This window comes from Butyrivibrio sp. (assembly GCF_017940685.1).
Taxonomy (GTDB): Bacteria; Bacillota; Clostridia; order Lachnospirales; family Lachnospiraceae; genus Butyrivibrio.
The window spans coordinates 20,653-42,463 of record NZ_JAGAYD010000115.1 but is presented as its reverse complement, the minus strand read 5'-3'; the positions used below and the strand labels follow the sequence as shown (position 1 = coordinate 42,463).

Genomic DNA, 21,811 nt, shown 5'->3' with positions numbered 1-21,811 from the left:
TTATTCTCTTGCTGTGTCGTGGAAAACATCATAGGAACTCTTAAGATAACCTTTAATGTTCTCATAGTCTCTGTTAGCAATTGCAGTGTAGAGCGTATCTACAATGAAAAGCTGTGCAAATCTTGAACTTGTGATTCCGCTCTTTTTATCTATCTCAGGTGATGTTGCAAATAAAACATGATCACATCCCGTTGTAAGAGCATTATTTCCAAGCTTCGTAACTGCTATTGTAACAGCTTTTCTCTCTTTTGCAATAGAAAAGAGCTGCATGATCTCCGTGTTTTTGGCGTTGTCACTAAAGAAGATGGCAGCGTCCTCTGGACCGATCTGAGATACTGTCATCAGGTTCATGTGATGATCATGGTTGAATACCACATTGTAGTGTATTCTACGGAGTTTGCAGTATAAGTCATAGGCTGCTACGCTGGCAGTACCTACGCCAAAAACCTGTATCTGTTTAGCTTTTACAATATCGGATACTGTTTCGCTAAAGGTTCCAGCGTCAAAGAGTCTGTAGGTTGTTTGCACGGCCTGTACACTTGTAGCGCAGATATTGTCGGCAATTGACTGAAGAGATGTATATTCATTCACATCTTTAAAGGCAATCTTTGGCCCTCCTTTATCTGTCTGCTCCAGAGTGGTGTTGGCCTCTGCATAATATGCATTTTTAAGGTCTTTAAGTCCTGTATATCCAATTGCCTGCGCAAATCTGGTCCAGGCAGCCTGTGTTGTTCCGGAAAGAGTTGCCAGTTCTTTTATGGGATGCTGGAAAAGAGCATCCTTGTTCTCAAGGACATAGTCTGCAACAAGCCTCTCTGAAGCAGGGAGCGTGTCGTAATGACTCTTTATTTTCTCACTGACTATATTCATAAAATGCATCCTCCATAGGTTTTCGAAAAGTGGATAAATTAATCTGACACATAAATATTATAACTCTTATTAACCTCTGGAATGAAATAAATTTTCAAATAAATGCTAAGTCTTTTATAAAATAATTATAAATTTCACGGAATTTAGTTTCCAATATGTTATGCTAAATTAAGACACCGATACGGTAATGCATAAAGATGCATTGGCGCTAAGCGCAAGAAAGGAGATTTGTACTATGAAATGGGTATGTCAGGTTTGTGGTTACATTCATGAGGGAGATCAGCCGCCGGAGTTCTGCCCTAAGTGTAAAGCTCCCGCTGAGAAATTCACCAAGCAGGAAGACGGCGAGAAGGTATGGGCTTGCGAGCACGTTCTTGGCGTAGCTAGCAGCGCTCCTGATGATGTTAAGCAGTCTCTCCGCGAGATGTTCAATGGTGAATGTTCAGAGGTTGGTATGTACCTTGCAATGGCAAGAGTTGCTATAAGAGAGGGTTATCCAGAGATTGGTGCCTTTTATGAGAAGGCAGCCTGGGAGGAAGCTGAGCATGCTGCACTGTTTGCTGAGCTCCTTGGCGAAGATCTTACAAATTCCACCAAGAAGAACCTTGAACTTAGAGCTGAAGCTGAGTATGGAGCAACACAGGGAAGAGCTGATCTTGCTAAGAGAACAAAAGAGCTTAACCTTGATGCCATCCACGATGTTGTTCATGAGATCGGAAGAGATGAAGCAAGACACGGCAAGGCATTCGCAGGACTCCTTAAGAGATATTTCGGATAATAAAACAAAAGAAACGGCGCTGCACATCTAAGTGCAGCGCCGTTTTTAGCATTCATCAGGTTTCTGAACCGTAATTGTCTACTGGTGGCTTATCAGGAGGAGTTATGGCATTTCTCTCTGTCTGCTTGTAATGCAGAACTTCATCCTCCTCATTGCGTTTGTTATTAAGAAGGCAGAATTCATAGATCCTGCGCATCTTGGTGATCTTTTCACCCACAATCTTTTTCCTGGATGCAGGAAGCTCTCTGAAGAAATCCGGGAATATCCTGGACATGTTATCAAACTCTTTTAATGTCCTGGTCATTTCCACAAGTTTTTTGTCATACTTGTGTATGCTCTCATCATCCTTGACATTGATATCATCAATATTGATCTTTTCAATATTATCTGTGAGCTTTCCAAGGGCCTTCATGTCTTCAGCACTGTACTTGACCTTAACATTTTTTTTGGTCTCAAAAGCCGGAGGTGGCGCCATGATAGAGCCCTGCATGTCGTAGGGGTTGACCATCTCCTGAGGAAGATACTCTGATTTCTTTGTAGTATCGAACACGGTGGTGTTCTTGGTTTTTTCTTTACGTAATAAATCGTTCATCTCAGACATAACTTTTATCTCCTTTATAGTTGTTTATACGAATCAAAAGGTAAAAAAGTAAATCCGATAGTGACAATTTTAGTTGTTCATAGCCTGCTCAATTGCGTAAGAAAGCTGATCAGGACATGAGGTATTTTTAAAACCACACTTGATCCCGCGAAGCTTTTCAATAGCTTCCTCTGCCTTCATACCTTCAACAAGTTTACTTATTCCCTGGAGATTTCCATTGCAGCCGTTTGTGAACTTAACATTTCTGATAAGTCCGTCAACCACATCCAGGTCTATCTGTGTGGAACATGTTCCCTTTGTCTTATATGTCATTATGTTGCTCCTATTGTTACTGTATTTCTTCTAAGATGATCTTCACTATTGTGTTTGTTGCACTATGAAGATTACTCTTACTCATGGCTTCCACAAATTTCTCTCTGTTGTTGTAAAGATCTCCAATTGTTTCAACCAGAATGTCCTCATCAAGGTCGTCATTATCGATGACCATAGAAAATCCCTGCTGCTCAAAGCTTCTTGCGTTAAGCATTTGATCTCCTCTGCTTGACTTGGTTGAAAGAGGGATGAGGATATTTGGCTTTTTAAGAGCAAGGAGCTCACAGATCGAGTTGGCACCTGCTCTTGAAACAACAATATCAGCCATTGCAAAGATATCTTTAAGTTCGTTCTTAACATATTCGAACTGCTTGTAGCCTGGAACAGAGAGCTTAAGGTTGTCCATCTTCTCTTTTCCACAGATATGCACAACATTGAAATGTGGAAGAAGTCTTGGAAGAGCGTACCTTACTGTCTCATTGACTGACTGTGCACCAAGGCTTCCACCTATTACCATAAGTATTGGCTTGTCATCTTCAAATCCGCAGAGCTTTTTACCTGCCTCTCTGGAACCTTGTGAAAGTTCATCCCTTATGGGAGTTCCAGTAAGAACAGCCTTCTCAGCTGGCAGGATCCTCATGGTCTCTGGAAAGTTGCAACAGATCTTCCTTGCTCCTGTCATGCTGAGCTTGTTGGCAAGACCTGGTGTCATATCTGACTCATGGACAATATAAGGAATCTTTAAAAAGCTCGCTGCTCTTACAACCGGAACGCTTACATATCCGCCCTTTGAAAAGATGATATCGGGCTTTATCCTCTTAAGGAGCTTGGTTGCTTCTGAGAATCCCTTCATTACTCTGAATGGATCAGAAAAATTCTTGGGATCAAAGTACCTTCTGAGCTTACCTGTAGAAATTCCAAAATATGGAATGTTGTAGTCCTCAATAAGCTTTTTCTCAATACCGTTGTAAGAACCAATATAATATATTTCAAATCCTGCATTCTTAAGGGCTGGGATCAGGGCGATGTTTGGTGTTACATGTCCTGCGCTTCCGCCACCTGTAAGAACGATCTTTTTAGTAGCCTGTTCGCTCACTTTTATTTCCTTCTTTTTTCTTTGATTGCAGTTTAATATAATATAACATTTTTTGAATTATGTAAAAAGAACTATTCCCATTCAGCTTTATAGTTAAGAAGACCATTGTCCTCATAGTATCCTATAAGCTCATTTTGCACCTTGTCCGAAAAAGCTTTTACTTTATCTATCTCTTCTTCGTAGTTATCAAGAGTTAGTTCATACTCTCCTGCTAAAATGTGGTCCAGCATCCGTTTGTTGATCTCAGGAGAAAAATGGATAGTATCCATGTAATTATCAAGGTTTGTGATAACTTCTTCCTCTGCCTGGAAGCAGAAAACCTTTACGTTTTTATGTTGCAAAAGAGCTTTTGTCATCTCTTTTTCACAGCGGATGATCGCATCTGTCTCGCCTGCTCTGTAGCTCATGTCCCACCACAACATTGAATAAGATGGATAGAAAAAGATAAACTCTGTATCAGGATGGGCCTCTACCTGCGAAACCAAAAGGTCTATGTTGGCATTTGCCTTTTCGTCATAAACTGTCTCATCCATCATGTCCACAACTTCTGTTGACCTGTGATACAAGCCCAGAGCCAGCTCTTTGCTAAAGCTCTTCCACTTTGCCCAGTTGTATGACAGGTTCTCATTATAGTCTCCAACAAAGGAGTTTGCCACCTGGTAAGGAATCTTTTCAAGAAGCACATCCTTGTTGAAAAGATATGGCACATCATTAAAGGGGTTGTCATCATAAAGGTACATTGGACAACCTGTGGACTCATAGGTGGTTTCTGGCTCCTGGCTTAAAGATGATGGATCGATATTGTAGAAAACATACTTGATATCGTGATCTTTAAAGGCTGTGTCTAAAAGATAGCAAAGATCTGCAGTAGCTCCGTAGGACCTGATGGCCTTTATGGAGGTTACTCCGTAGGCGCTGTCAAACCAGGAGTTGTCGTTGTTTTCCATAACTGAAGATCCAACGATCAGGGCGTCATAGTCAAAATTTTTTAGTGTTCCTATGCACTGGTACTCCTTGTCGTTAAGAACAGCCTTAAGTCCAAGCCATGGCTTATGGTAGTGATAAAAGGGATCAAAGACAAACACTGTTCCCGCCACTAGCACCATCATCACAAGGATCATGACAAACAGCTTTTTTATGAAATTGATAGATGAATTTTCTTTTGCCATTTTATACCTTTGATCAATACTGGAAGTAAATAAATGTGCTGACATTTGATAGTGAAATAAAGGACCATATAAATGTAATAGCCAGTAAAAGCGCTGTCTTTGTGGTCATCTTCGTGGTCTTTATGATCTCGTTTGTGTTCTTTCTTGTCATGATAAATCCTGAAACCAGTAAAAGAACTATCATAGTCATCATGTATACAGTATTTTCTCCACCAGGAAGATTTCCTCTTAAAAAGATCTGGCGAAGAACATAGTTTTCTCCAATCTCCAGCTGGGATGCTGTCCTTAGCAGGAATCCTGGATATGTCCAGAACGCAGCTCTCTTAAACATTGCGATAGCATATGACATGTCCTGAGATCTAAAGAAGATCAGGGATATAACAAACATCAGGAAAGTCAGAGCATTTGAAAGAGCTCTTGGAATCATGATAAGAGGTTCTTTTCTAAGAAGATACCTTGGCTTTTTTGATGAACCATCTTCGTGATCACTCTTAACACCTACAATTCCCAGATCATCCCAAACAACTAAAAGTCCCTGCATCAGTCCCCAGCAGATGTATGTCCAGCCAGCTCCATGCCATAGTCCGCTAAGCACAAAGACTATAAGGACGTTTATTACAGTCCTTACCTTTCCCTTTCTGCTGCCTCCAAGAGGTATGTACACATACTTTATAAAGAACCTTGAAAGAGTCATATGCCATCTCTGCCACAGTTCTTTTGATGTTGCAGCCTTATAAGGAGAGTTAAAGTTCATTGGAAGCTCATACCCCAGCATAAGACTTACACCGCCTGCCATGTCGCAGTACCCCGAAAAATCAAGGTAGATCTGGAATGTATAGGCTAGCATAACAACAATAACTGTCAGTGTATCAAGAGAATGGGTGTACATAAACCCATAATTAACTGCTTTAGAAAGGGTGTCTGCAAGGATAGCTTTTTTTCCAAGCCCTATGATAAAGCTCATAAGTCCCTTTGAAAACCTGTCGCTGTCAAACTGGCGAAGACTCTTATCACTAAACTGGTCTATCATCTCCTTGTGGAAAGCGATAGGACCCTGAATGAGTTTTGGAAAATAGGCTGTGTACAGGACATACTCCAGGAAATTATAATTCCTGGCTTCTCCATTTGCCCTGTCTACAATAAAGGAAATCTGTCCAAAGGTAAAAAAGCTAATACCTATAGGCATTAGTATCTCTTTTGTAAAATGATCAGTACCTGTGATGGCACTTACGTTGTCCATGAAAAATCCGAGATATTTGAAATAAAACAAAAGCGATAAGTTAAAGATAACTCCTATTACCTTTACTATCTTTGCAGATGAAGGCTTTTTTTCTATCACCATGCTCAGAGCATAGTTTACAACAATGCTCCCAAGAAGGATCAGAAGAAAAGACATTCCGAAAGTGTAATAGTAGTACAGCGACATACCTGTCAGAAAAATATCTGCCAGGATATATTTTTTTGACCTGTTAAGTAAAAACCAGATTATAAGAAGTGCTGGCAAAAACAGGAGTATGAAATTAAAGGAATTAAAACCCATTATATTTCTCCACGTTTAAAACTCGAAAAGAGTATATCATAATTTGTTACAGGTAGTAAAAGATGTTAATATATATTTAAATTTACAGGAAGATAAGGGCATTTCCATGAGCAAAAAGAATACTTTTCTAAAACTCTCCGCTGTCACTGCATTTCTTGGCGGAGTTTATGCTTTTTCAGATTATATCTACAAGATTTCCACAAAACCCCATGAACATCAGGATGGAGAAAAAGACTATGACATATCCATCACTGAGGGAAGGGAATTTGTCAGGAATCATCCAGACAGGCAGGACGTTTTCATTAAGTCAGTTGATAAGCTTGATCTTCATGCTAGCTACATCCCAGCAGATGAAGAATCCCATAACTATGTGATACTTATCCACGGAATCTGGGATAATCATGAATCTAACGGAATCTTTGCAAAGCACTACCTTGAAAAGGGAATAAACTGCCTGCTCGTTGACCTTAGGGGCTTTGGAAAAAGCGAAGGAAACTATATTGGCTACGGCCTTGATGACAGGCTTGATATCATTGAATGGATCCATTTTCTCATCAAAAAAGATAAGGATGCCAGGATCTTTCTTCACGGAATGTCCATGGGCGCTGCAACTACCTTGATGACAACAGGTGAAAATCTTCCAGAAAACGTAAAGGGCGCCATAGCTGACAGCTCCTACTCAACCCTTCGTGAACAGTTTGCTTCTGCATACAAGCTCTTTAAGGGTTCATTTGTTCCAATTCCAATTGCTCTTTTAATCTCAAGAGTTATCATCTACATAAGAGCTGGCTACGATATTAACCTTGTCTCTCCTATCAAGGCTGTTACAAGATCTAAAACTCCAACTCTCTTTATCCACGGAGATGACGATACATTTATTGATCCTCATATGTGCTCAAGACTCTACGAAGCAGCTTCCTGCAAGAAGCAGTACCTGATGATCCTTGGATCTGGTCACATTGAAGGAGTAGTCAAAGATCCGGTTAACTACTGGGCTAAAGTAGATTCATTTATTCAAAAACTTATCTAAAAACAAGGGCTGATAAATACTTATTATTTATCAGCCCATTATTTTTGTTTTATTTTAAGATAAGTCCAACCGGACAGTGATCTGAACCAAGAGCATCTGCGTATATTTTGGCATCCTCTACCTGATCCATGATAGATTCTGACACTATAAAGTAGTCTATACGCCACCCTGCATTCTTGGCCCTTGAGTTAAATCTGTAGGACCACCAGGAATAAGCGCCTTCAAGGTCAGGGTAAAAATACCTGAAGCTGTCCACAAGACCAGATGATACCACGTTATCAAACTTGGCTCTCTCTTCATCTGTAAAACCAGCATGACCTCTGTTTGGCTTTGGATTTTTAAGATCTATCTCCTTGTGGGCTACATTTAAGTCCCCACAATATATCACAGGTTTTGTCTTCTCAAGGTTCTTTATGAACTTAAGAAAATCATCTTCCCAAACCTGTCTGTATTCAAGTCTTGATAAGTCTTCCTTGGCATTTGGAACATACACTGTAACGAGGTAATAGTCCTCATACTCTGCAGTTATAACTCTTCCCTCGTGGTCGTGCTCTTCAATTCCAAGTCCATAGGAAACTGAGATTGGTTTTTCTTTTGTAAAAATAGCTGTCCCGGAATAGCCCTTTTTCTCTGCATAGTTCCAGTACTTCTCATATCCAGGAAGTTCAAGATCTATCTGTCCCTCCTGAAGCTTGGTCTCTTGAAGGCAGATAACATCGGGATCTTCTTTTTTCATGAACTCGTCAAAACATCCCTTTGATACGCAGGCCCTAAGACCATTTACATTCCATGACACTAGCTTTTTTGCCATTATAGATTACCCTTTATTCTCTTAAGGTTTTCGTCTGTTTCCTTAAGCATCTCACGAAGAGAGAGGTTCTCTTCATGGCTGAATTCACAAATTGAGTACTGAAGATGATTTATATATCTTCCAGGCTCTTCCAATAGTTTTGCGTTCTGGCTCTGCATCTCCTCGCGAAGGGACTCTGATCTTCCCTCTTCATCCTCTATCATGAGGACTGCAAATTCATCGCCCCTGATTCTGCCGTAGATACAGCCTCCAAATACTTCTTCCAGAACTTTCGCAACTCTTTTAACTGCTCTGTCACCTTCCTCATGGCCATACATATCGTTGATCCGCTTAAGGGATTCCATGTGGATATAGGTAACAACTGCGTACTTTCCATCAACGAAGTTATCCTTGAGAAGATCATAGGCCTTTGCAAAAAAGCCTCTTCTGTTAAGTCCACCTGTAAGGTAGTCCTGATCTCCGATATGATCAAGAACAGAGTCGTCTCTTGCAAGCTCCTCCTGTACTTCATAGAGCTCTTCAGTTGTCTTTTCGAGCTCCCTCTCAAGGTAAGAAAGTCTTGAAACACCAGTAATGAGACTGGTCATATTTGTGTAAAAATAGTCCACAAGATTATCAGGATGGAACTCATATATCATAAGTCCCAGCTGATACTCACCAACAAAGATGTCTCCTAATATGTAAGTAGCACTCTTTCCTTTGATGACATTTGAAAAAACACTGTCTGTTCCCACTTCCATCTTGCTGTCAGTAAAATTCATCTCCTGACCATTCATAATGGCGCTCATTACACGGATGTTTTCTGGCATTGTCCATGGATATTTTGTGGTATTTCTGACCTTTTTATCAAAGAGCAAAATAGCGCTGTTCTTAATTCCATGCTTAAGTCCAAGACTTACAAAACTACTGTAGGCTGTTCCAGCATCGTACTTCTTGTGGAAAAGAAAATAACTCATATCAGATAACATGTTGAGGGTATAGGAATCAGGCTTCTCAACATAGTTAAAGGTCTGTGGTGCTTCAACAGGAGGCAGTATCTGATTCTTTACGTAAAATACCGCATCACATACAGCCTCATATCCAAGCTGTTTTAGCTTATCAATCCCGTCTTCTACCGGATTGACAAAGGGGTATCCCTCCTGCTCAGAAAGAGTCAGGACGGGGATATTCTCAAATTTCTTAAGAAAGGCCTCTCTTTTCAGAATCGTGGATTTTGAACCAATCCTCTCAATATCGATAATGAGTGCATCAAAATCTTTAGAACCTGCGTAGTCAAAGAGCGCGCTGTACTGATAATCAAAGGGCTTTTCGCCACTTTTGTCATCAGAAAGAATGTATTGTCCCGGAATGATTATCAGGTTCACATCCTTTTCTTTTGCTGCCTTATCAGCACCTATACATATTTTCTTTACTTCTTTGTCCTCAAGTTCTGTTACAAGAAGTCCAATGTTCATAAGATTCTCACCCCACAAGAATGCTAAAAAACTTAAGACTCTTCATCTACATTTTCAGCGATATCATCGATATTATCGATATCTTTTTCACCATCAGAGATCTTTTCTCTTACCTTGGCAATCTTGGCAACTGTAACGCCCTTATCAAGATTGATCATCTTAACTCCGGATGTTACTCTTCCATGAACTGATATATCATTCATTCGTAGCTGGATAATAATGCCCGCATTAGTGATCATCATGATCTCGTTGTCATCATTAACTGCTTTAACACCAACTACATTTCCGGTCTTTTCTGTTATCTTGTAACATCTAACGCCCTTACCACCTCTGAACTGGTTGTGGAATTCAGTAAGATCAGTTCTCTTTCCATATCCATTCTCAGATACGATAAGAAGTGAATCGCCCTGAGTGTTGATCTGCATTCCTACGATCTCATCTGTATCGTCAAGCATCATTCCTCTTACACCGATGGAAGATCTGCCTGTTGAGCGCACATCAGATTCATCAAAGTGGATGCACATTCCGTTCTTGGTAACCAGGAATATCTCAGAGTTCTTCTTAACAGTCTTAACCTCAATGAGCTCATCATCATCTCTAAGGTTTATTGCTGCAAGTCCGGTCTTTCTAACATTTGAAAATTCTGTGATAGGAGTCTTCTTTACTGTACCTTTCTTGGTAACCATGAAAAGAGATTTCTCCTCATCCTCAAATCCTTTAACTGGGATCATAGCTGAAATTTTTTCACCTGGTGCCAGGGAAAGAAGGTTAACTATAGCCATACCACGGGATGTTCTTGATGCCTCAGGAATCTGGTAAGCTTTGAGCCTGTAGACTCTTCCTGTGTTGGTAAAGAACATTACATAGTTATGGGTTGTGGTCATAAGGATATCTTCAACAAAGTCATTCTCAATTGTTGTGATACCTTTGATTCCCTTTCCACCACGATTCTGAGACTTGAAATTGTCAATTGACATTCTCTTTATATATCCAAGATCAGTCATGGCAATTACTGTATTCACATTAGGAATGAGATCCTCTGTATCAATATCAGAGTCATCATGACCTATCTGTGACTTTCTGTCATCACCGTATTTATCAGAAATCTCAATAATTTCTTTTTTGATAACTCCAAGAAGGAGCTTCTTGTCTGCAAGGATAGCCTTTAATTCCTCAATTTTCTTAAGAAGTTCAGCGTGCTCCTGCTCAAGCTTATCTCTTTCGAGACCTGTCAGTGTACGAAGTCTCATGTCAACAATAGCCTGAGCCTGAACATCGGAAAGACCAAATCTTCCCATCAACTGTTCCTTGGCTATAGCTACAGTCTCAGATCCTCTGATGATCTTTATTACTTCGTCGATATTATCAAGGGCAATGAGCAGACCTTCTAAGATATGGTTTCTCTCTTCTGCCTTGTTGAGGTCGTACTTTGTTCTTCTTGTTACAACCTCTTCCTGATGCTTGATATAGTAGGTGAGCATTTCTGTAATGCTCATTACCTTAGGCTGGTTATTAACAAGAGCCAGCATGATGATTCCAAAGGAATCCTGCATCTGGGTGTGCTTGTAGAGCTTGTTGAGCATGATGTTAGGGTTAACATCACTTCTAAGCTCGATTACAACGCGCATACCCTCTCTATCTGACTCATCGCGAAGAGCTGTTATTCCATCAAGCTTTTTAAGCTTAACAAGCTCAGCGATCTTAGCGATCATGTTTGCCTTATTTACAAGGTATGGAAGCTCGGTAACAACAATTCTGTTCTTACCGTTGTTCATAGGCTCAATATCAGTAACAGCTCTTACTACAACCTTACCTCTACCTGTCCTGTAGGCTTCTTCTGCTCCTCTTGTTCCAAGGATGATACCACCTGTAGGGAAGTCAGGAGCCTTGATGATCTCAAGGATTTCCTCAATCTCAGTATCTCTGTCTTCATTTACCTTGTTGTCGATCATCTTGACAACAGCGTTTATAACTTCTCTTAAATTGTGAGGAGGAATATTAGTTGCCATTCCTACCGCAATACCAGTTGTACCATTTACCAGAAGGTTAGGGTAACGGCTGGGGAGAACAGAAGGTTCTTTTTCTGTCTCATCAAAGTTTGGAACGAAATCTACTGTATCTTTTCCGATATCAGCGATCATCTCCATTGAGATCTTGGTAAGACGAGCCTCAGTGTATCGCATGGCAGCTGCGCCATCTCCATCCACTGAACCAAAGTTTCCGTGTCCGTCTACAAGACAATATCTCATTGACCATGGCTGCGCCATATTTACCAATGAACCGTAAATTGAGCTGTCACCATGAGGGTGATATTTACCCATTGTATCGCCGACGATACGAGCACACTTACGATGTGGCTTGTCAGGACCGTTGTTAAGCTCGATCATTGAGTACAGAATTCTTCTCTGTACTGGCTTAAGACCATCTCTTACATCAGGAAGCGCACGGGATGCGATTACGCTCATGGCGTAATCGATGTAATCAGCTTCCATGGTCTTTTGAAGATCTACTTCCTTTATTCTGTCAGTGGTTGTCTTGTCAAAGACATCATCTGACAGATCATTGTTGTTGATGTTGTTGTTATCAGCCATCTTATTACCTCAATTCTATGGATTTTATCAATCCTTAAATATCAAGATTCTTAACGAACTTAGCGTTCTTTTCAATAAACTCTCTTCTGGGCTCAACCTTATCTCCCATGAGAGTTGTAAATGTTACATCAATATCAGATTCGCTCTCTTCGTCGATGTTCACTCTAAGAAGAACTCTTCTTTCCGGATCCATTGTTGTCTCCCAAAGCTGCTCTGGATCCATCTCTCCAAGACCCTTATATCTCTGGATCTTGTTGTTCTGGTCTCTTCCTACATCAAGAAGAATCTTGTTAAGCTCTTCATCGCTGTATGCATACCAGACCTTCTTGTTCTTTTCAAGCTTGTAAAGAGGTGGCTGTGCAAGATAAACGTGTCCTTCCTTGATAAGCTCAGGCATGAACCTATAAAGGAAAGTGAGCATAAGTGTTGCAATATGTGCACCATCTACGTCCGCATCGGTCATGATGATGATCTTGTCATAGCGAAGCTTGTTTATATCAAAGTCATCATGGATACCTGTACCAAAGGCAGTTATCATGGACTTGATCTCGTTGTTTCCGTAAATTCTGTCAACTCTTGCCTTCTCAACGTTAAGAATCTTACCTCTAAGTGGAAGGATGGCCTGAGTAGCACGGCTACGGGCAGTCTTAGCTGATCCGCCGGCGGAATCTCCCTCTACGATGAAAATCTCGCACTTTGATCTGTCTGTTTCAGAGCAGTCTGCAAGCTTTCCTGGAAGACCAAAACCGTCAAGGGCGGACTTACGCCTTGTAAGGTCTCTTGCTTTTCTTGCAGCATCTCTTGCTCTCTGAGCAAGAATAGCTTTTTCAAGGATCTGCTTAGCTACTGTAGGAGTCTGCTCAAGGAAATATGTGAGCTGTTCACCAACAATACCTGCTACAGCTCCTCTTGCCTCTGAGTTTCCAAGCTTTTGCTTGGTCTGTCCCTCAAACTGAGGATCCTCAATCTTTACGCTTATGATTGCAGTAAGACCTTCTCTGATATCTTCACCAGTAAGGTTTTCTTCGTTGTCCTTAAGCATCTTATTTGCTCTTGCATAGTCATTAAATGTCTTGGTAAGAGCAGCCTTAAATCCTTCAAGGTGCGTACCACCTTCAGGAGTGTTTATGTTATTTACGAAAGTATAGATACTTTCTGTATAGGAGTCGTTGTGCTGAAGTGAAACTTCAACCTGTACATTGTTCCTGTTTCCCTCAAAGTACATGATCTCTGGATAAAGAGCGGTTTTACTCTTGTTGAGGTACTGAACAAACTCACTTATTCCGCCTTCGTAGTGGAAGGTCTGAACTATCGGGTCCTCACCTTCTTCAACACGAAGGTCTGTAAGCGTGATCCTTAGACCTTTTGTAAGGAAGGCCATTTCACGAAGTCTCTGTTTAAGTATGTTAAAGTCGTATACAGTTGTCTCTTTAAAGATCTCTGCATCAGGCTTAAAGTAAACTCTTGTACCTGTTTCGCCATTAGGAGCATCTCCAACAACTTTAAGAGGATAGCAAACCTTTCCTCTTTCATATCTTTGCTGATATACTTTTCCATCCCTTGTAACCTGGACTTCAAGCCACTCAGAAAGTGCGTTGACTACTGATGCACCAACACCGTGAAGACCACCAGATACCTTGTAACCTCCACCGCCAAACTTTCCACCTGCATGAAGGATTGTAAATACTACCTCTACACCGGTAAGACCTGACTTGTGGTTAACATCAACAGGAATACCACGTCCATTATCCTTAACGATAATAGTGTTATCCTGGTTAATCGTAACTTCTATGTGGTCACAAAAACCAGCAAGGGCCTCATCTACTGAGTTATCTACTATCTCATAGACAAGGTGATGCAATCCCCTACTTGCTGTAGTACCAATGTACATACCAGGTCTTTTTCTTACAGCTTCAAGACCTTCAAGGATTTGAATTTGATCGGCGCCGTACTGTACTTCTTCGTTACTCATTTTTTACTCCTTAATTTTCACTACTTACTGTTCCATCAGTTACACGGAACAGTTTATCTATTTCAAATCTGTTATTAACAAATTCATCAAGACCAGTGCAGGTGATGATAGTCTGAATATTTCCAATGGTATTCAAAAGATAGTTCTGCCTGTTACTGTCAAGTTCAGATAAAACATCATCAAGCAAAAGAACTGGATTTTCTTTCTTTGATTTTTTAACTATTTCTATCTCTGATAGTTTTAAAGAAAGTGATGCTGTTCTCTGCTGACCCTGGGAACCATACTTTCTGATGTCTATGCCATCATCTTCACTTGATTTTCTGACAATAAATGAAAAATCATCTTTATGTGGTCCAACTGTAGTCTGCTTGGCATAGATGTCTTTTTTTCTGGAAGAAGATAATTTCTTTTCAAATTCAGCTTGTTCCACATTAGGCTCATAATAAACAGACAGCAGTTCTTTTCCTCCTGTAAGTTTCTCATGAATGGGCCTTATTATTTCATTAAGCTCAGTGATGAATTTTTCTCTAGCTTTGATGATGATGGATCCATATTCACACAGCTGTTTGTCCTGAACATCTAGAAGTACACTGTTTTCAGGGTGTTCGAACAGATCCTTAAGAACCTTATTTCTTTCGACTACAAGTTTATTGTATTTAGAAAGGCTGTTTAAATATATCTGATCTAACTGACACAGCTCCATATCCATGAATCTGCGTCTTTCAGAAGGACCATTTTTGATGATGCTAAGATCCTCTGGAGAAAAAAATACCACATTCAGCATGCCAATCAGGTCTGAAGCTCTTTTTATCTTCTGCCCATCAATAGCAATTCCCTTGGACCTGTTTCCTCGAAGGTGCATATCTACTCGATATTCAGCACCATCTTTTTCAAGAATGGTCCTAATATGTGCTTCTTCTTTGCCAAATCCTATGATTTCTTTGTCTTTGCTGCCCTTGTGGGACTTAGTTGTCGCAGAAACATAGATTGCCTCAAGGATATTGGTCTTACCCTGAGCATTATCACCATAAAGGATATTGGTCCCACTGCTAAAATCTATTTTGAGATTGTCATAGTTTCTGAAATCGGCCAGTTCCAATGACTTTATTATCATTTCTCTACTTTTACCTGTGTTCCGTTAAACTCAAATACATCTCCGTCGTAGAGCTTACGGCCTCTTCTTTCTTCTATTTCTCCATTTACTTTTACAAGTCCTGACTGAATATCCATCTTGGCATCAACGCCTGAACCCTCAAGACCTGCCTTTTTAAGGGCCTGTCCAAGTTTTATAAAGTCATCTGTTTCTCTAAGCTTAATTGTTTCCATGAAAATCCTTTTTAATCAACTGTTGTAAAGTTTACTGGAAGTACAAGGTAGATATATGTTGAATCCTTGTCCCTTATAAAGCAAGGAGCTTTAGGGTTAACAAGATAAATATCTACAGTCTCATCTTCTATTACTCTGAGTGCATCAATAAGAAACTTAGGATTGAAGCCAATCATAAGATCCTTACCCTGCTTTTCTATATCAATTTCCTCATCCATACTTCCGATTGTGGAATTGATCTTAAGTTCCATCTTTCCATCAGTAACAGAGATGATAACAGGCTTTTTATCTCCCTCTTTTACAAGAAGAGTTGCTCTGTCTATACAATCAAGGAATTCCTTGCGGTTGATGCTCATCTTTGTTTCATAATCACTTGAGAGCATCTGATCGATACTAAAGTATTCACCTTCAATAAGTCTTGAAACTACAGTTGTTTTATCAAACTCAAATAAAACATGCTTGTCAGTAAAATAGATGCTTACCTGCTTTTCTGTGCTGTCACTTAAGATCTTACTGATCTCTCCCAGTGTCTTACCTGGAACTATTACCTTCTTTGATGGATAGTTTGATCCAAGCTTAACTTTTCTGATAGAAATTCTGTGTCCATCAAGGGATACAAGCTTTAAATTATCTCCATCTACTTCAAAAAGCTCTCCGCCCATCATCTTGTTGGCATCGTTTTCTGCAATAGAGAAAATAGTCTGCTGAATAACATTTCTAAGAGTAAACTGAGAAACCTCTACTCCGTCTATCTTTTCAATAGTTGGAAGATAAGTAAAGTCATCTCCCTTTCTTCCAATGAGGTTGAACTTTGCCTTTTCGCAGCTGATAGTAACTTTGCTGGATGCATCAGCTTCAATAGTTACTTCGTTATCAGGAAGCTTCCTTACAATGTCAACAAAGATCTTGGCATCAATTGCGACAAAACCTCTTTCTATAATATTTCCTTCTACAATGGTCTGGATACCAAGCTCCATATCATTGGCTATAAACTTAATGATCCCTTCTGTTGTATCTACAAGGATACATTCAAGGACTGACATTGTTGTTTTAGAAGGAACAGCCTTTGATACAATCTGTAGTCCACTCACAAGATTAGACTTAGAGCATACGAATTTCATTTGGATAATACTCCCTTCAAGTTTGTAACTATAAAATAATTATTAATAAATAATAAAAACAGTATTAATAGATGTTGATAAGTGTAAAACCTATTCTATTATACAATTTTAAAGGCTTTTTTACAAATTTTTAGCTGTTGAAAACAAAAAATTACATGTTGAAAAGTTTAAAGTTATAAACAAGCCAAATTTTTTAAAAAAAGGGTGGAAAATACTTATCCACCCTTAATCAACAATTAATCCTCTGGTAATTCACTTTTTTACTCTGAGTTATCCACAATATGTGGGTAATATCTTTTATCAAAGAGAAGGATTTAACTTCTTGACTATGATATCCAAGTTTTTGTTAAGATCCTCATCTGTTGGAATCATTGATTTTATCTTGCTGATTCCGCTCATAACTGTTGTGTGATCCTTTTTACCAAGAAGTTTTCCAATTTCTTCTAAAGAAGCATCAGTATGTTCTCTGCAAAGATACATTATTACCTGGCGAGGTAGAACAATCTCAGCGTTTCTCTTTTTAGAAACCACGTCATCTTTTTTGATACCGTACTGTTCACAAACTGTATCAACGATAAGCTGTGGAGTAATGATCTTGGTAGTATCTGGAGAGATGATATCCTTTAGAGCATCTTTGGCGTTGTCTAAAGTAATCTCTACATTATTAAGTCTTGAGTGTGCAATGATTTTGGTAAGAGCTCCTTCAAGCTCTCTGATGTTTGACTTGATGTTTGAAGCAACATAATCAATGACATCATCGCCAATGCTGCGTCCAAAGTTCTCAGCGTTCTTACGAAGGATGGCAACCCTTGTTTCATAGTCAGGAGACTGGATATCTGCTATAAGACCCATCTCGAATCTTGATCTGAATCTCTCTTCAAGAGTTTCCATTTCCTTTGGAGGTCTATCAGATGAAAGGATTATCTGTTTACCAGCCTGATGAAGAGCATTAAAGGTGTGGAAAAATTCTTCCTGTGTTGCATCCTTTCCTATAATAAACTGAACGTCATCGACCATAAGAACATCAACAGTTCTGTATTTTTCACGAAGTCTTGTCATGTTCTCGGCTCTTGAACTTCTGATGGATTCGATAACTTCATTTGTAAACTGCTCTGAAGTAACATATAAAACCTTAGCACGTGGATTGTGTTCAATAATGAAATGACCAATTGAATGCATAAGGTGAGTCTTACCAAGTCCTGGTCCTCCATATAAGAAAAGAGGGTTATAAGAAATTCCAGGTGACTCAGCAACAGCCAGTGAAGCAGAGTGAGCAAACTTGTTGTTGCTACCTACGACAAAGGTATCAAATCTGTATCTTGGATTTAGATTGGCCTGTTCGTAGACAATATTAGAAGATGACTGGGTTTCATCACTTGCTGATGGAAAATCATCATGTGTTTCTTCATTATTAATAGTATCCTTATTTAAAATAAAAGATACATCCACCATTGATTCCAAAAACTCAGAGATCGTTACTTTAAAGAAATCAACGTAGTGATTAACTATATAAGTAAGTGTGAAGGAATTGTCTGAAGGTATAAGGATTTTTACAGTGTTGTCCTCAAAACCATAGACGGAGAGAGGATCAATCCAGGTTTTATAAGAAATGTCAGTGATACCAGCTTCATTTTTGATGGTAACCTTGATTGACTCCCAATTTTCCTTTAATTTTTCAACGATTTCATTAGATGATTGCATAAAAAAACCCCAACAAAGCATAAATTTAGACTTTTTCTATTTTATATTAAAAGCCCTTAAATATCAAACAGACTGAAATTGTGGATAACTTTTTTAAAAATCAGTGGAAAAATGATTTATAATTATGGTTGTGGAAAAACCACTTATTTTCCACCATTAAATATCTACCATGACAAATGGCTTAAATACTGGATTTTTTAAAAAATAAGTCCATTTTATGTACAGCTTTTTCCACAAAATCCAGAAAAAATGTGGATATCTTTTAATGAAAAATAATTATTCACAAGTTATCCACAAAATCAACATTTTGGTGTGGATAATTTTTTACTCTACTATATGTGGGTTATTATTTTTTCAAAAAAATATAAATTATTTTTTCATTTAAAAACCTTGGATTAATGGCTTGACCAAGCCCTTTTTATCTATTATAATGATAAAGATTTTTTCCACACAGGATGTAATCAATTGACAATTTTGAGATCATTATCTCATTTAATGGACCTTTTAATAGAAGGTTAGTCTGTTCAAGAAGGAGGTGTTTTAATATGAAGATGACATTCCAGCCTCATAAGCTTCAGAGAGCCAGAGTTCATGGTTTCAGAGCTAGAATGGCTACTAAGGGTGGCAGAAAGGTTCTTGCTGCTAGAAGAGCTAAGGGAAGAAAGAGATTATCAGCATGATTTTAAAGGTCACAGATATGTGACCTTTTTTCATCTTGATAATTTTTATTCCTTATATATAAAGGATGATACGATGCTTTTTTCAGATTCAATGAAAAAGACAAATGATTTCCGTAACTGTTATGAGAAGGGTAAAAGCTTTGCCAATAAGTTTATTGTAATGTATGTGTGGGAAAATGGGACTTCTTGTAACAAGCTGGGGATTTCATGTAGTAAAAAAGTTGGGAACAGTGTTGTAAGGCACAGATTTGCAAGACTTGTTCGAGAATCGTACCGACTACATGAAGATATGTTCAATAGTGGTTTGGACATAGTAGTCGTTGCCAGAGCCTGTGCGCAGGACGCCACATATTTTGATATTGAGGAGTCTCTACTTAGCCTGGCAGGGAAGGCCCGCATAAGAAAAAATGGCGGTGTTTAAGATGAAACATATCTTAATTTTTTTGATCAAGCTTTATAGGAAGTACATTTCTCCATTAAAGAGAACAAAGTGTCCATACATACCAACTTGTTCTGAGTATGGACTGGAAGCAATAGAAAAGTATGGAGCCATTAAAGGGGGACTACTTGCTGCATGGAGGATACTTAGGTGTAATCCATTTTCAAGTGGTGGTTATGATCCGGTCCCATAAATTTCGGGTAATTAGTATCTGATTCGAGGAGGTATATTTTGACGGGAGTTTTACTTACCCAGTATCAGGGTAGAATTGTTGGACCAGTAGCCTGGCTGCTCGGTCATCTTATGAATGGCATTTTCAATGTTTTAAATGCTATCGGTATTCCAAACATTGGTCTTGCTATCATCATTTTCACTATTGTAATTTATTTATGTCTGTTGCCTTTGACATACAAGCAGCAGAAGTTTTCTAAGCTTCAGAGCAAGATGAGTCCTGAACTTAAAGCTATTCAGGACAAGTATAAGGGAAAGAAAGATAACGACTCCATGCTTGCTATGCAGCAGGAAACAAAAGAGGTCTATGCTAAATATGGTGTATCTCAGACTGGTAGCTGTCTTCAGCTTCTCATTCAGATGCCCATCCTCTTTGCTCTTTACCGTGTTATCTATTCAATTCCTGCTTATGTTAATATTGTAAGAGATTCTTTTTCTCCACTTGTAGAGGATCTTATGGGTACAAGCGGAGCTGCAGAATTTTTGCAGAATCTTTCAAGTGCCAGTCAGTTTAAAAAGCAGTTCACAGATGCAGCTTTTACTGCTGGTGATACTACTTACATCAAGAACACATTTATTGATGTTCTCAACAAGGCTTCATCTGCAGATTGGAGCAGCTTAACAGCTCAGTTCCCTTCACTGACAGCATCAATTGAGAACACACACACAGCACTTCTTAGATTTAACAATTTCCTTGGTCTTAACATTGGTGATACACCTATGTATACAATGAAGACTGCATTTGCTGACAAGAATTTCCTTCTTCTTATCGGAGGAGTTATTGTTCCTTTGCTTGCAGCTCTTACACAGTGGATCAATGTAAAGCTCATGCCACAGGCTGCAAACGATAATGGCAAGGTTGATCCTAATGATCCAACAGCTCAGATGCAGCAGTCAATGAAGACAATGAACCTCATGATGCCTATCATGTCAGCAGTTTTCTGTTTAAGTCTTCCTGCAGGTATGGGTATCTACTGGATTGCAGGTGCTGTAGTAAGATCAATACAGCAGATTGTTATCAACAGACATATTGATAAGATCGACATCGACGCTGAGATTGCCAAGAACACAGCTAAGTATAAAGAGAAGCTTGAAAAACAGAAGTCTACCAAGCAGATGAACCTTTATGCTAATCTTTCAACAAGAAGTGGTGATCTTAATACTGTTAAGAATTCTTCTATAAGCGAAGCTGAGAAAGAAAAACAGCTTAAGAAAGCACAGGATGTTTACGCAAACAAGAACATCAGAAAAGATTCTCTTTTAGCAAAAGCAAACATGGTAAAAGAGTTTAACGAACAAAATACAAAATAAGTAACCTTTGTGAGGAGGAAATATGGAATACCAGGAATTTTCCGCAAAAAATGTGGATGATGCTATAACTGAAGCTTGTGAAACACTTATGGTAACAAGCGACAGACTTGATTATGAAGTTATCTCAAATGGTTCTTCAGGATTCTTAGGAATTGCAAGTAAGCCTGCTGTGATCAAGGCTAGGATCAAGGAAGAAAATGCTGAACCTGTACAGGAAGAAGTTCCAGCACCTAAGGAAGTAAAGAGCGAAGTTAAGAAAGAAACAAAAGAAGTAGTTAAGGAAGATAAGAAAGAAGAAGTTAAGAAGTCAGATGTAAATGGCGATGAACTTATCGCAAAAGCAAACGCTTTCTTAAAAGAAGTCTTCGATGCCATGAAGATGGAAGTAAAGGTAGATACCAAGTTCAATGCTTCTGAGAACATTCTCGATGTTGAACTTAGCGGAGCAGAGATGGGTGTCCTTATCGGAAAGAGAGGACAGACTCTTGATTCACTTCAGTATCTCATTTCACTGGTAGTCAACAGAGATGTTCAGGATTATATCCACGTAAAAGTTGATACAGAGAATTATCGTGAAAGAAGAAAAGCTACTCTTGAGAACCTTGCTAAGAATATTTCAATTAAGGTTAAGAAGACAAGACAGTCAGTTGCTCTTGAGCCAATGAATCCTTATGAGAGAAGGATCATTCACTCAGCTCTTCAGAACGACAGATATGTTACAACTCACAGTGAAGGTGATGAGCCTTTCAGAAGAGTAGTTGTTACTTTAAAGAAATAA

General features: G+C 39.1%; 21 protein-coding genes. 7 read left to right on the top strand and 14 right to left on the bottom strand.

Annotation, left to right across the window (positions count from 1 at the left end; all coding sequences use genetic code 11):
- The gene (locus J6I68_RS07330; protein WP_292219022.1) at positions 1 to 870 is read right to left on the bottom strand and encodes a MurR/RpiR family transcriptional regulator; all 870 of its coding nucleotides are present in this window, start codon (positions 868 to 870) and stop codon (positions 1 to 3) included.
- Between the two features lie 235 nt (positions 871 to 1,105).
- On the opposite strand from J6I68_RS07330, the gene J6I68_RS07325 reads away from it, so the two are divergent.
- Complete coding sequence (locus J6I68_RS07325; protein WP_292203894.1) at positions 1,106 to 1,648, top strand: NADH peroxidase; 543 nt, start codon at positions 1,106 to 1,108, stop codon at positions 1,646 to 1,648.
- A gap of 55 nt (positions 1,649 to 1,703) precedes the next feature.
- On the opposite strand, the gene J6I68_RS07320 is transcribed toward J6I68_RS07325, so the two are convergent.
- The 5 genes from J6I68_RS07320 to J6I68_RS07300 form a co-directional block, all read right to left on the bottom strand.
- Positions 1,704 to 2,249 carry a hypothetical protein gene (locus J6I68_RS07320; RefSeq protein WP_292219019.1) on the bottom strand — a complete coding sequence of 182 codons (546 nt, stop codon included), beginning with the start codon at positions 2,247 to 2,249 and terminating at the stop codon, positions 1,704 to 1,706.
- A gap of 69 nt (positions 2,250 to 2,318) precedes the next feature.
- Positions 2,319 to 2,561 carry a TIGR03905 family TSCPD domain-containing protein gene (locus J6I68_RS07315; RefSeq protein WP_292219015.1) on the bottom strand — a complete coding sequence of 81 codons (243 nt, stop codon included), beginning with the start codon at positions 2,559 to 2,561 and terminating at the stop codon, positions 2,319 to 2,321.
- Positions 2,562 to 2,577: 16 nt separating this feature from the next.
- Positions 2,578 to 3,657 carry an undecaprenyldiphospho-muramoylpentapeptide beta-N-acetylglucosaminyltransferase gene (locus J6I68_RS07310; RefSeq protein ID WP_292219007.1) on the bottom strand — a complete coding sequence of 360 codons (1,080 nt, stop codon included), beginning with the start codon at positions 3,655 to 3,657 and terminating at the stop codon, positions 2,578 to 2,580.
- A 71-nt stretch (positions 3,658 to 3,728) separates the two neighbouring features.
- A complete protein-coding gene (locus J6I68_RS07305; protein WP_292219004.1) occupies positions 3,729 to 4,826 on the bottom strand; it encodes an SGNH/GDSL hydrolase family protein in 1,098 nt (365 codons plus the stop codon).
- A gap of 13 nt (positions 4,827 to 4,839) precedes the next feature.
- Entirely contained in the window at positions 4,840 to 6,366 is a 1,527-nt protein-coding gene (locus tag J6I68_RS07300; protein ID WP_292219001.1) for an MBOAT family O-acyltransferase, read from the bottom strand.
- Positions 6,367 to 6,472: 106 nt separating this feature from the next.
- On the opposite strand from J6I68_RS07300, the gene J6I68_RS07295 reads away from it, so the two are divergent.
- Complete coding sequence (locus tag J6I68_RS07295; protein ID WP_292218999.1) at positions 6,473 to 7,396, top strand: alpha/beta hydrolase; 924 nt, start codon at positions 6,473 to 6,475, stop codon at positions 7,394 to 7,396.
- 49 nt (positions 7,397 to 7,445) lie between these two features.
- Here J6I68_RS07295 and J6I68_RS07290 read toward each other — a convergent pair whose 3' ends face one another.
- From J6I68_RS07290 to dnaA, 8 genes are all read right to left on the bottom strand, one after another.
- Positions 7,446 to 8,207, bottom strand: a complete 762-nt coding sequence (locus J6I68_RS07290; RefSeq protein ID WP_292218996.1) for an exodeoxyribonuclease III — start codon at positions 8,205 to 8,207, stop codon at positions 7,446 to 7,448.
- Entirely contained in the window at positions 8,207 to 9,661 is a 1,455-nt protein-coding gene (locus tag J6I68_RS07285) for a GGDEF domain-containing protein (protein WP_292218992.1), read from the bottom strand. Before J6I68_RS07285 ends, J6I68_RS07290 begins: the two co-directional genes overlap by 1 nt.
- A gap of 32 nt (positions 9,662 to 9,693) precedes the next feature.
- Positions 9,694 to 12,252: a DNA gyrase subunit A gene (gene gyrA / locus J6I68_RS07280; protein WP_292218989.1), complete on the bottom strand. Its 2,559-nt coding sequence runs from the start codon at positions 12,250 to 12,252 to the stop codon at positions 9,694 to 9,696.
- Positions 12,253 to 12,286: 34 nt separating this feature from the next.
- Positions 12,287 to 14,224: a DNA topoisomerase (ATP-hydrolyzing) subunit B gene (gyrB, locus tag J6I68_RS07275; protein WP_292218987.1), complete on the bottom strand. Its 1,938-nt coding sequence runs from the start codon at positions 14,222 to 14,224 to the stop codon at positions 12,287 to 12,289.
- A gap of 10 nt (positions 14,225 to 14,234) precedes the next feature.
- A complete protein-coding gene (gene recF / locus J6I68_RS07270; protein WP_292218986.1) occupies positions 14,235 to 15,338 on the bottom strand; it encodes a DNA replication/repair protein RecF in 1,104 nt (367 codons plus the stop codon).
- Positions 15,335 to 15,550: an RNA-binding S4 domain-containing protein gene (locus J6I68_RS07265; protein ID WP_120741362.1), complete on the bottom strand. Its 216-nt coding sequence runs from the start codon at positions 15,548 to 15,550 to the stop codon at positions 15,335 to 15,337. The genes recF and J6I68_RS07265 overlap by 4 nt, the downstream gene beginning before the upstream one ends.
- 11 nt (positions 15,551 to 15,561) lie before the next feature.
- Positions 15,562 to 16,671 carry a DNA polymerase III subunit beta gene (gene dnaN, locus J6I68_RS07260; RefSeq protein ID WP_292218985.1) on the bottom strand — a complete coding sequence of 370 codons (1,110 nt, stop codon included), beginning with the start codon at positions 16,669 to 16,671 and terminating at the stop codon, positions 15,562 to 15,564.
- Between the two features lie 300 nt (positions 16,672 to 16,971).
- Entirely contained in the window at positions 16,972 to 18,372 is a 1,401-nt protein-coding gene (gene dnaA, locus J6I68_RS07255) for a chromosomal replication initiator protein DnaA (protein ID WP_292218982.1), read from the bottom strand.
- A gap of 545 nt (positions 18,373 to 18,917) precedes the next feature.
- Here dnaA and rpmH point away from each other — a divergent pair.
- The 5 genes from rpmH (at position 18,918) to jag (ending at position 21,811) form a co-directional block, all read left to right on the top strand.
- Positions 18,918 to 19,052 (top strand): 50S ribosomal protein L34, encoded by a 135-nt coding sequence (gene rpmH, locus J6I68_RS07250; protein ID WP_013282343.1) that lies wholly within the window; start codon positions 18,918 to 18,920, stop codon positions 19,050 to 19,052.
- A gap of 73 nt (positions 19,053 to 19,125) precedes the next feature.
- On the top strand, positions 19,126 to 19,473 hold the full coding sequence (gene rnpA, locus J6I68_RS07245; protein WP_292218980.1) for a ribonuclease P protein component: 348 nt from the start codon (positions 19,126 to 19,128) through the stop codon (positions 19,471 to 19,473).
- 1 nt (position 19,474) lies between these two features.
- Positions 19,475 to 19,684 carry a membrane protein insertion efficiency factor YidD gene (gene yidD / locus J6I68_RS07240; RefSeq protein ID WP_292203880.1) on the top strand — a complete coding sequence of 70 codons (210 nt, stop codon included), beginning with the start codon at positions 19,475 to 19,477 and terminating at the stop codon, positions 19,682 to 19,684.
- A 38-nt stretch (positions 19,685 to 19,722) separates the two neighbouring features.
- Entirely contained in the window at positions 19,723 to 21,033 is a 1,311-nt protein-coding gene (locus J6I68_RS07235; protein ID WP_292218978.1) for a YidC/Oxa1 family membrane protein insertase, read from the top strand.
- A gap of 22 nt (positions 21,034 to 21,055) precedes the next feature.
- The gene (gene jag / locus J6I68_RS07230) at positions 21,056 to 21,811 is read left to right on the top strand and encodes an RNA-binding cell elongation regulator Jag/EloR (protein ID WP_292218973.1); all 756 of its coding nucleotides are present in this window, start codon (positions 21,056 to 21,058) and stop codon (positions 21,809 to 21,811) included.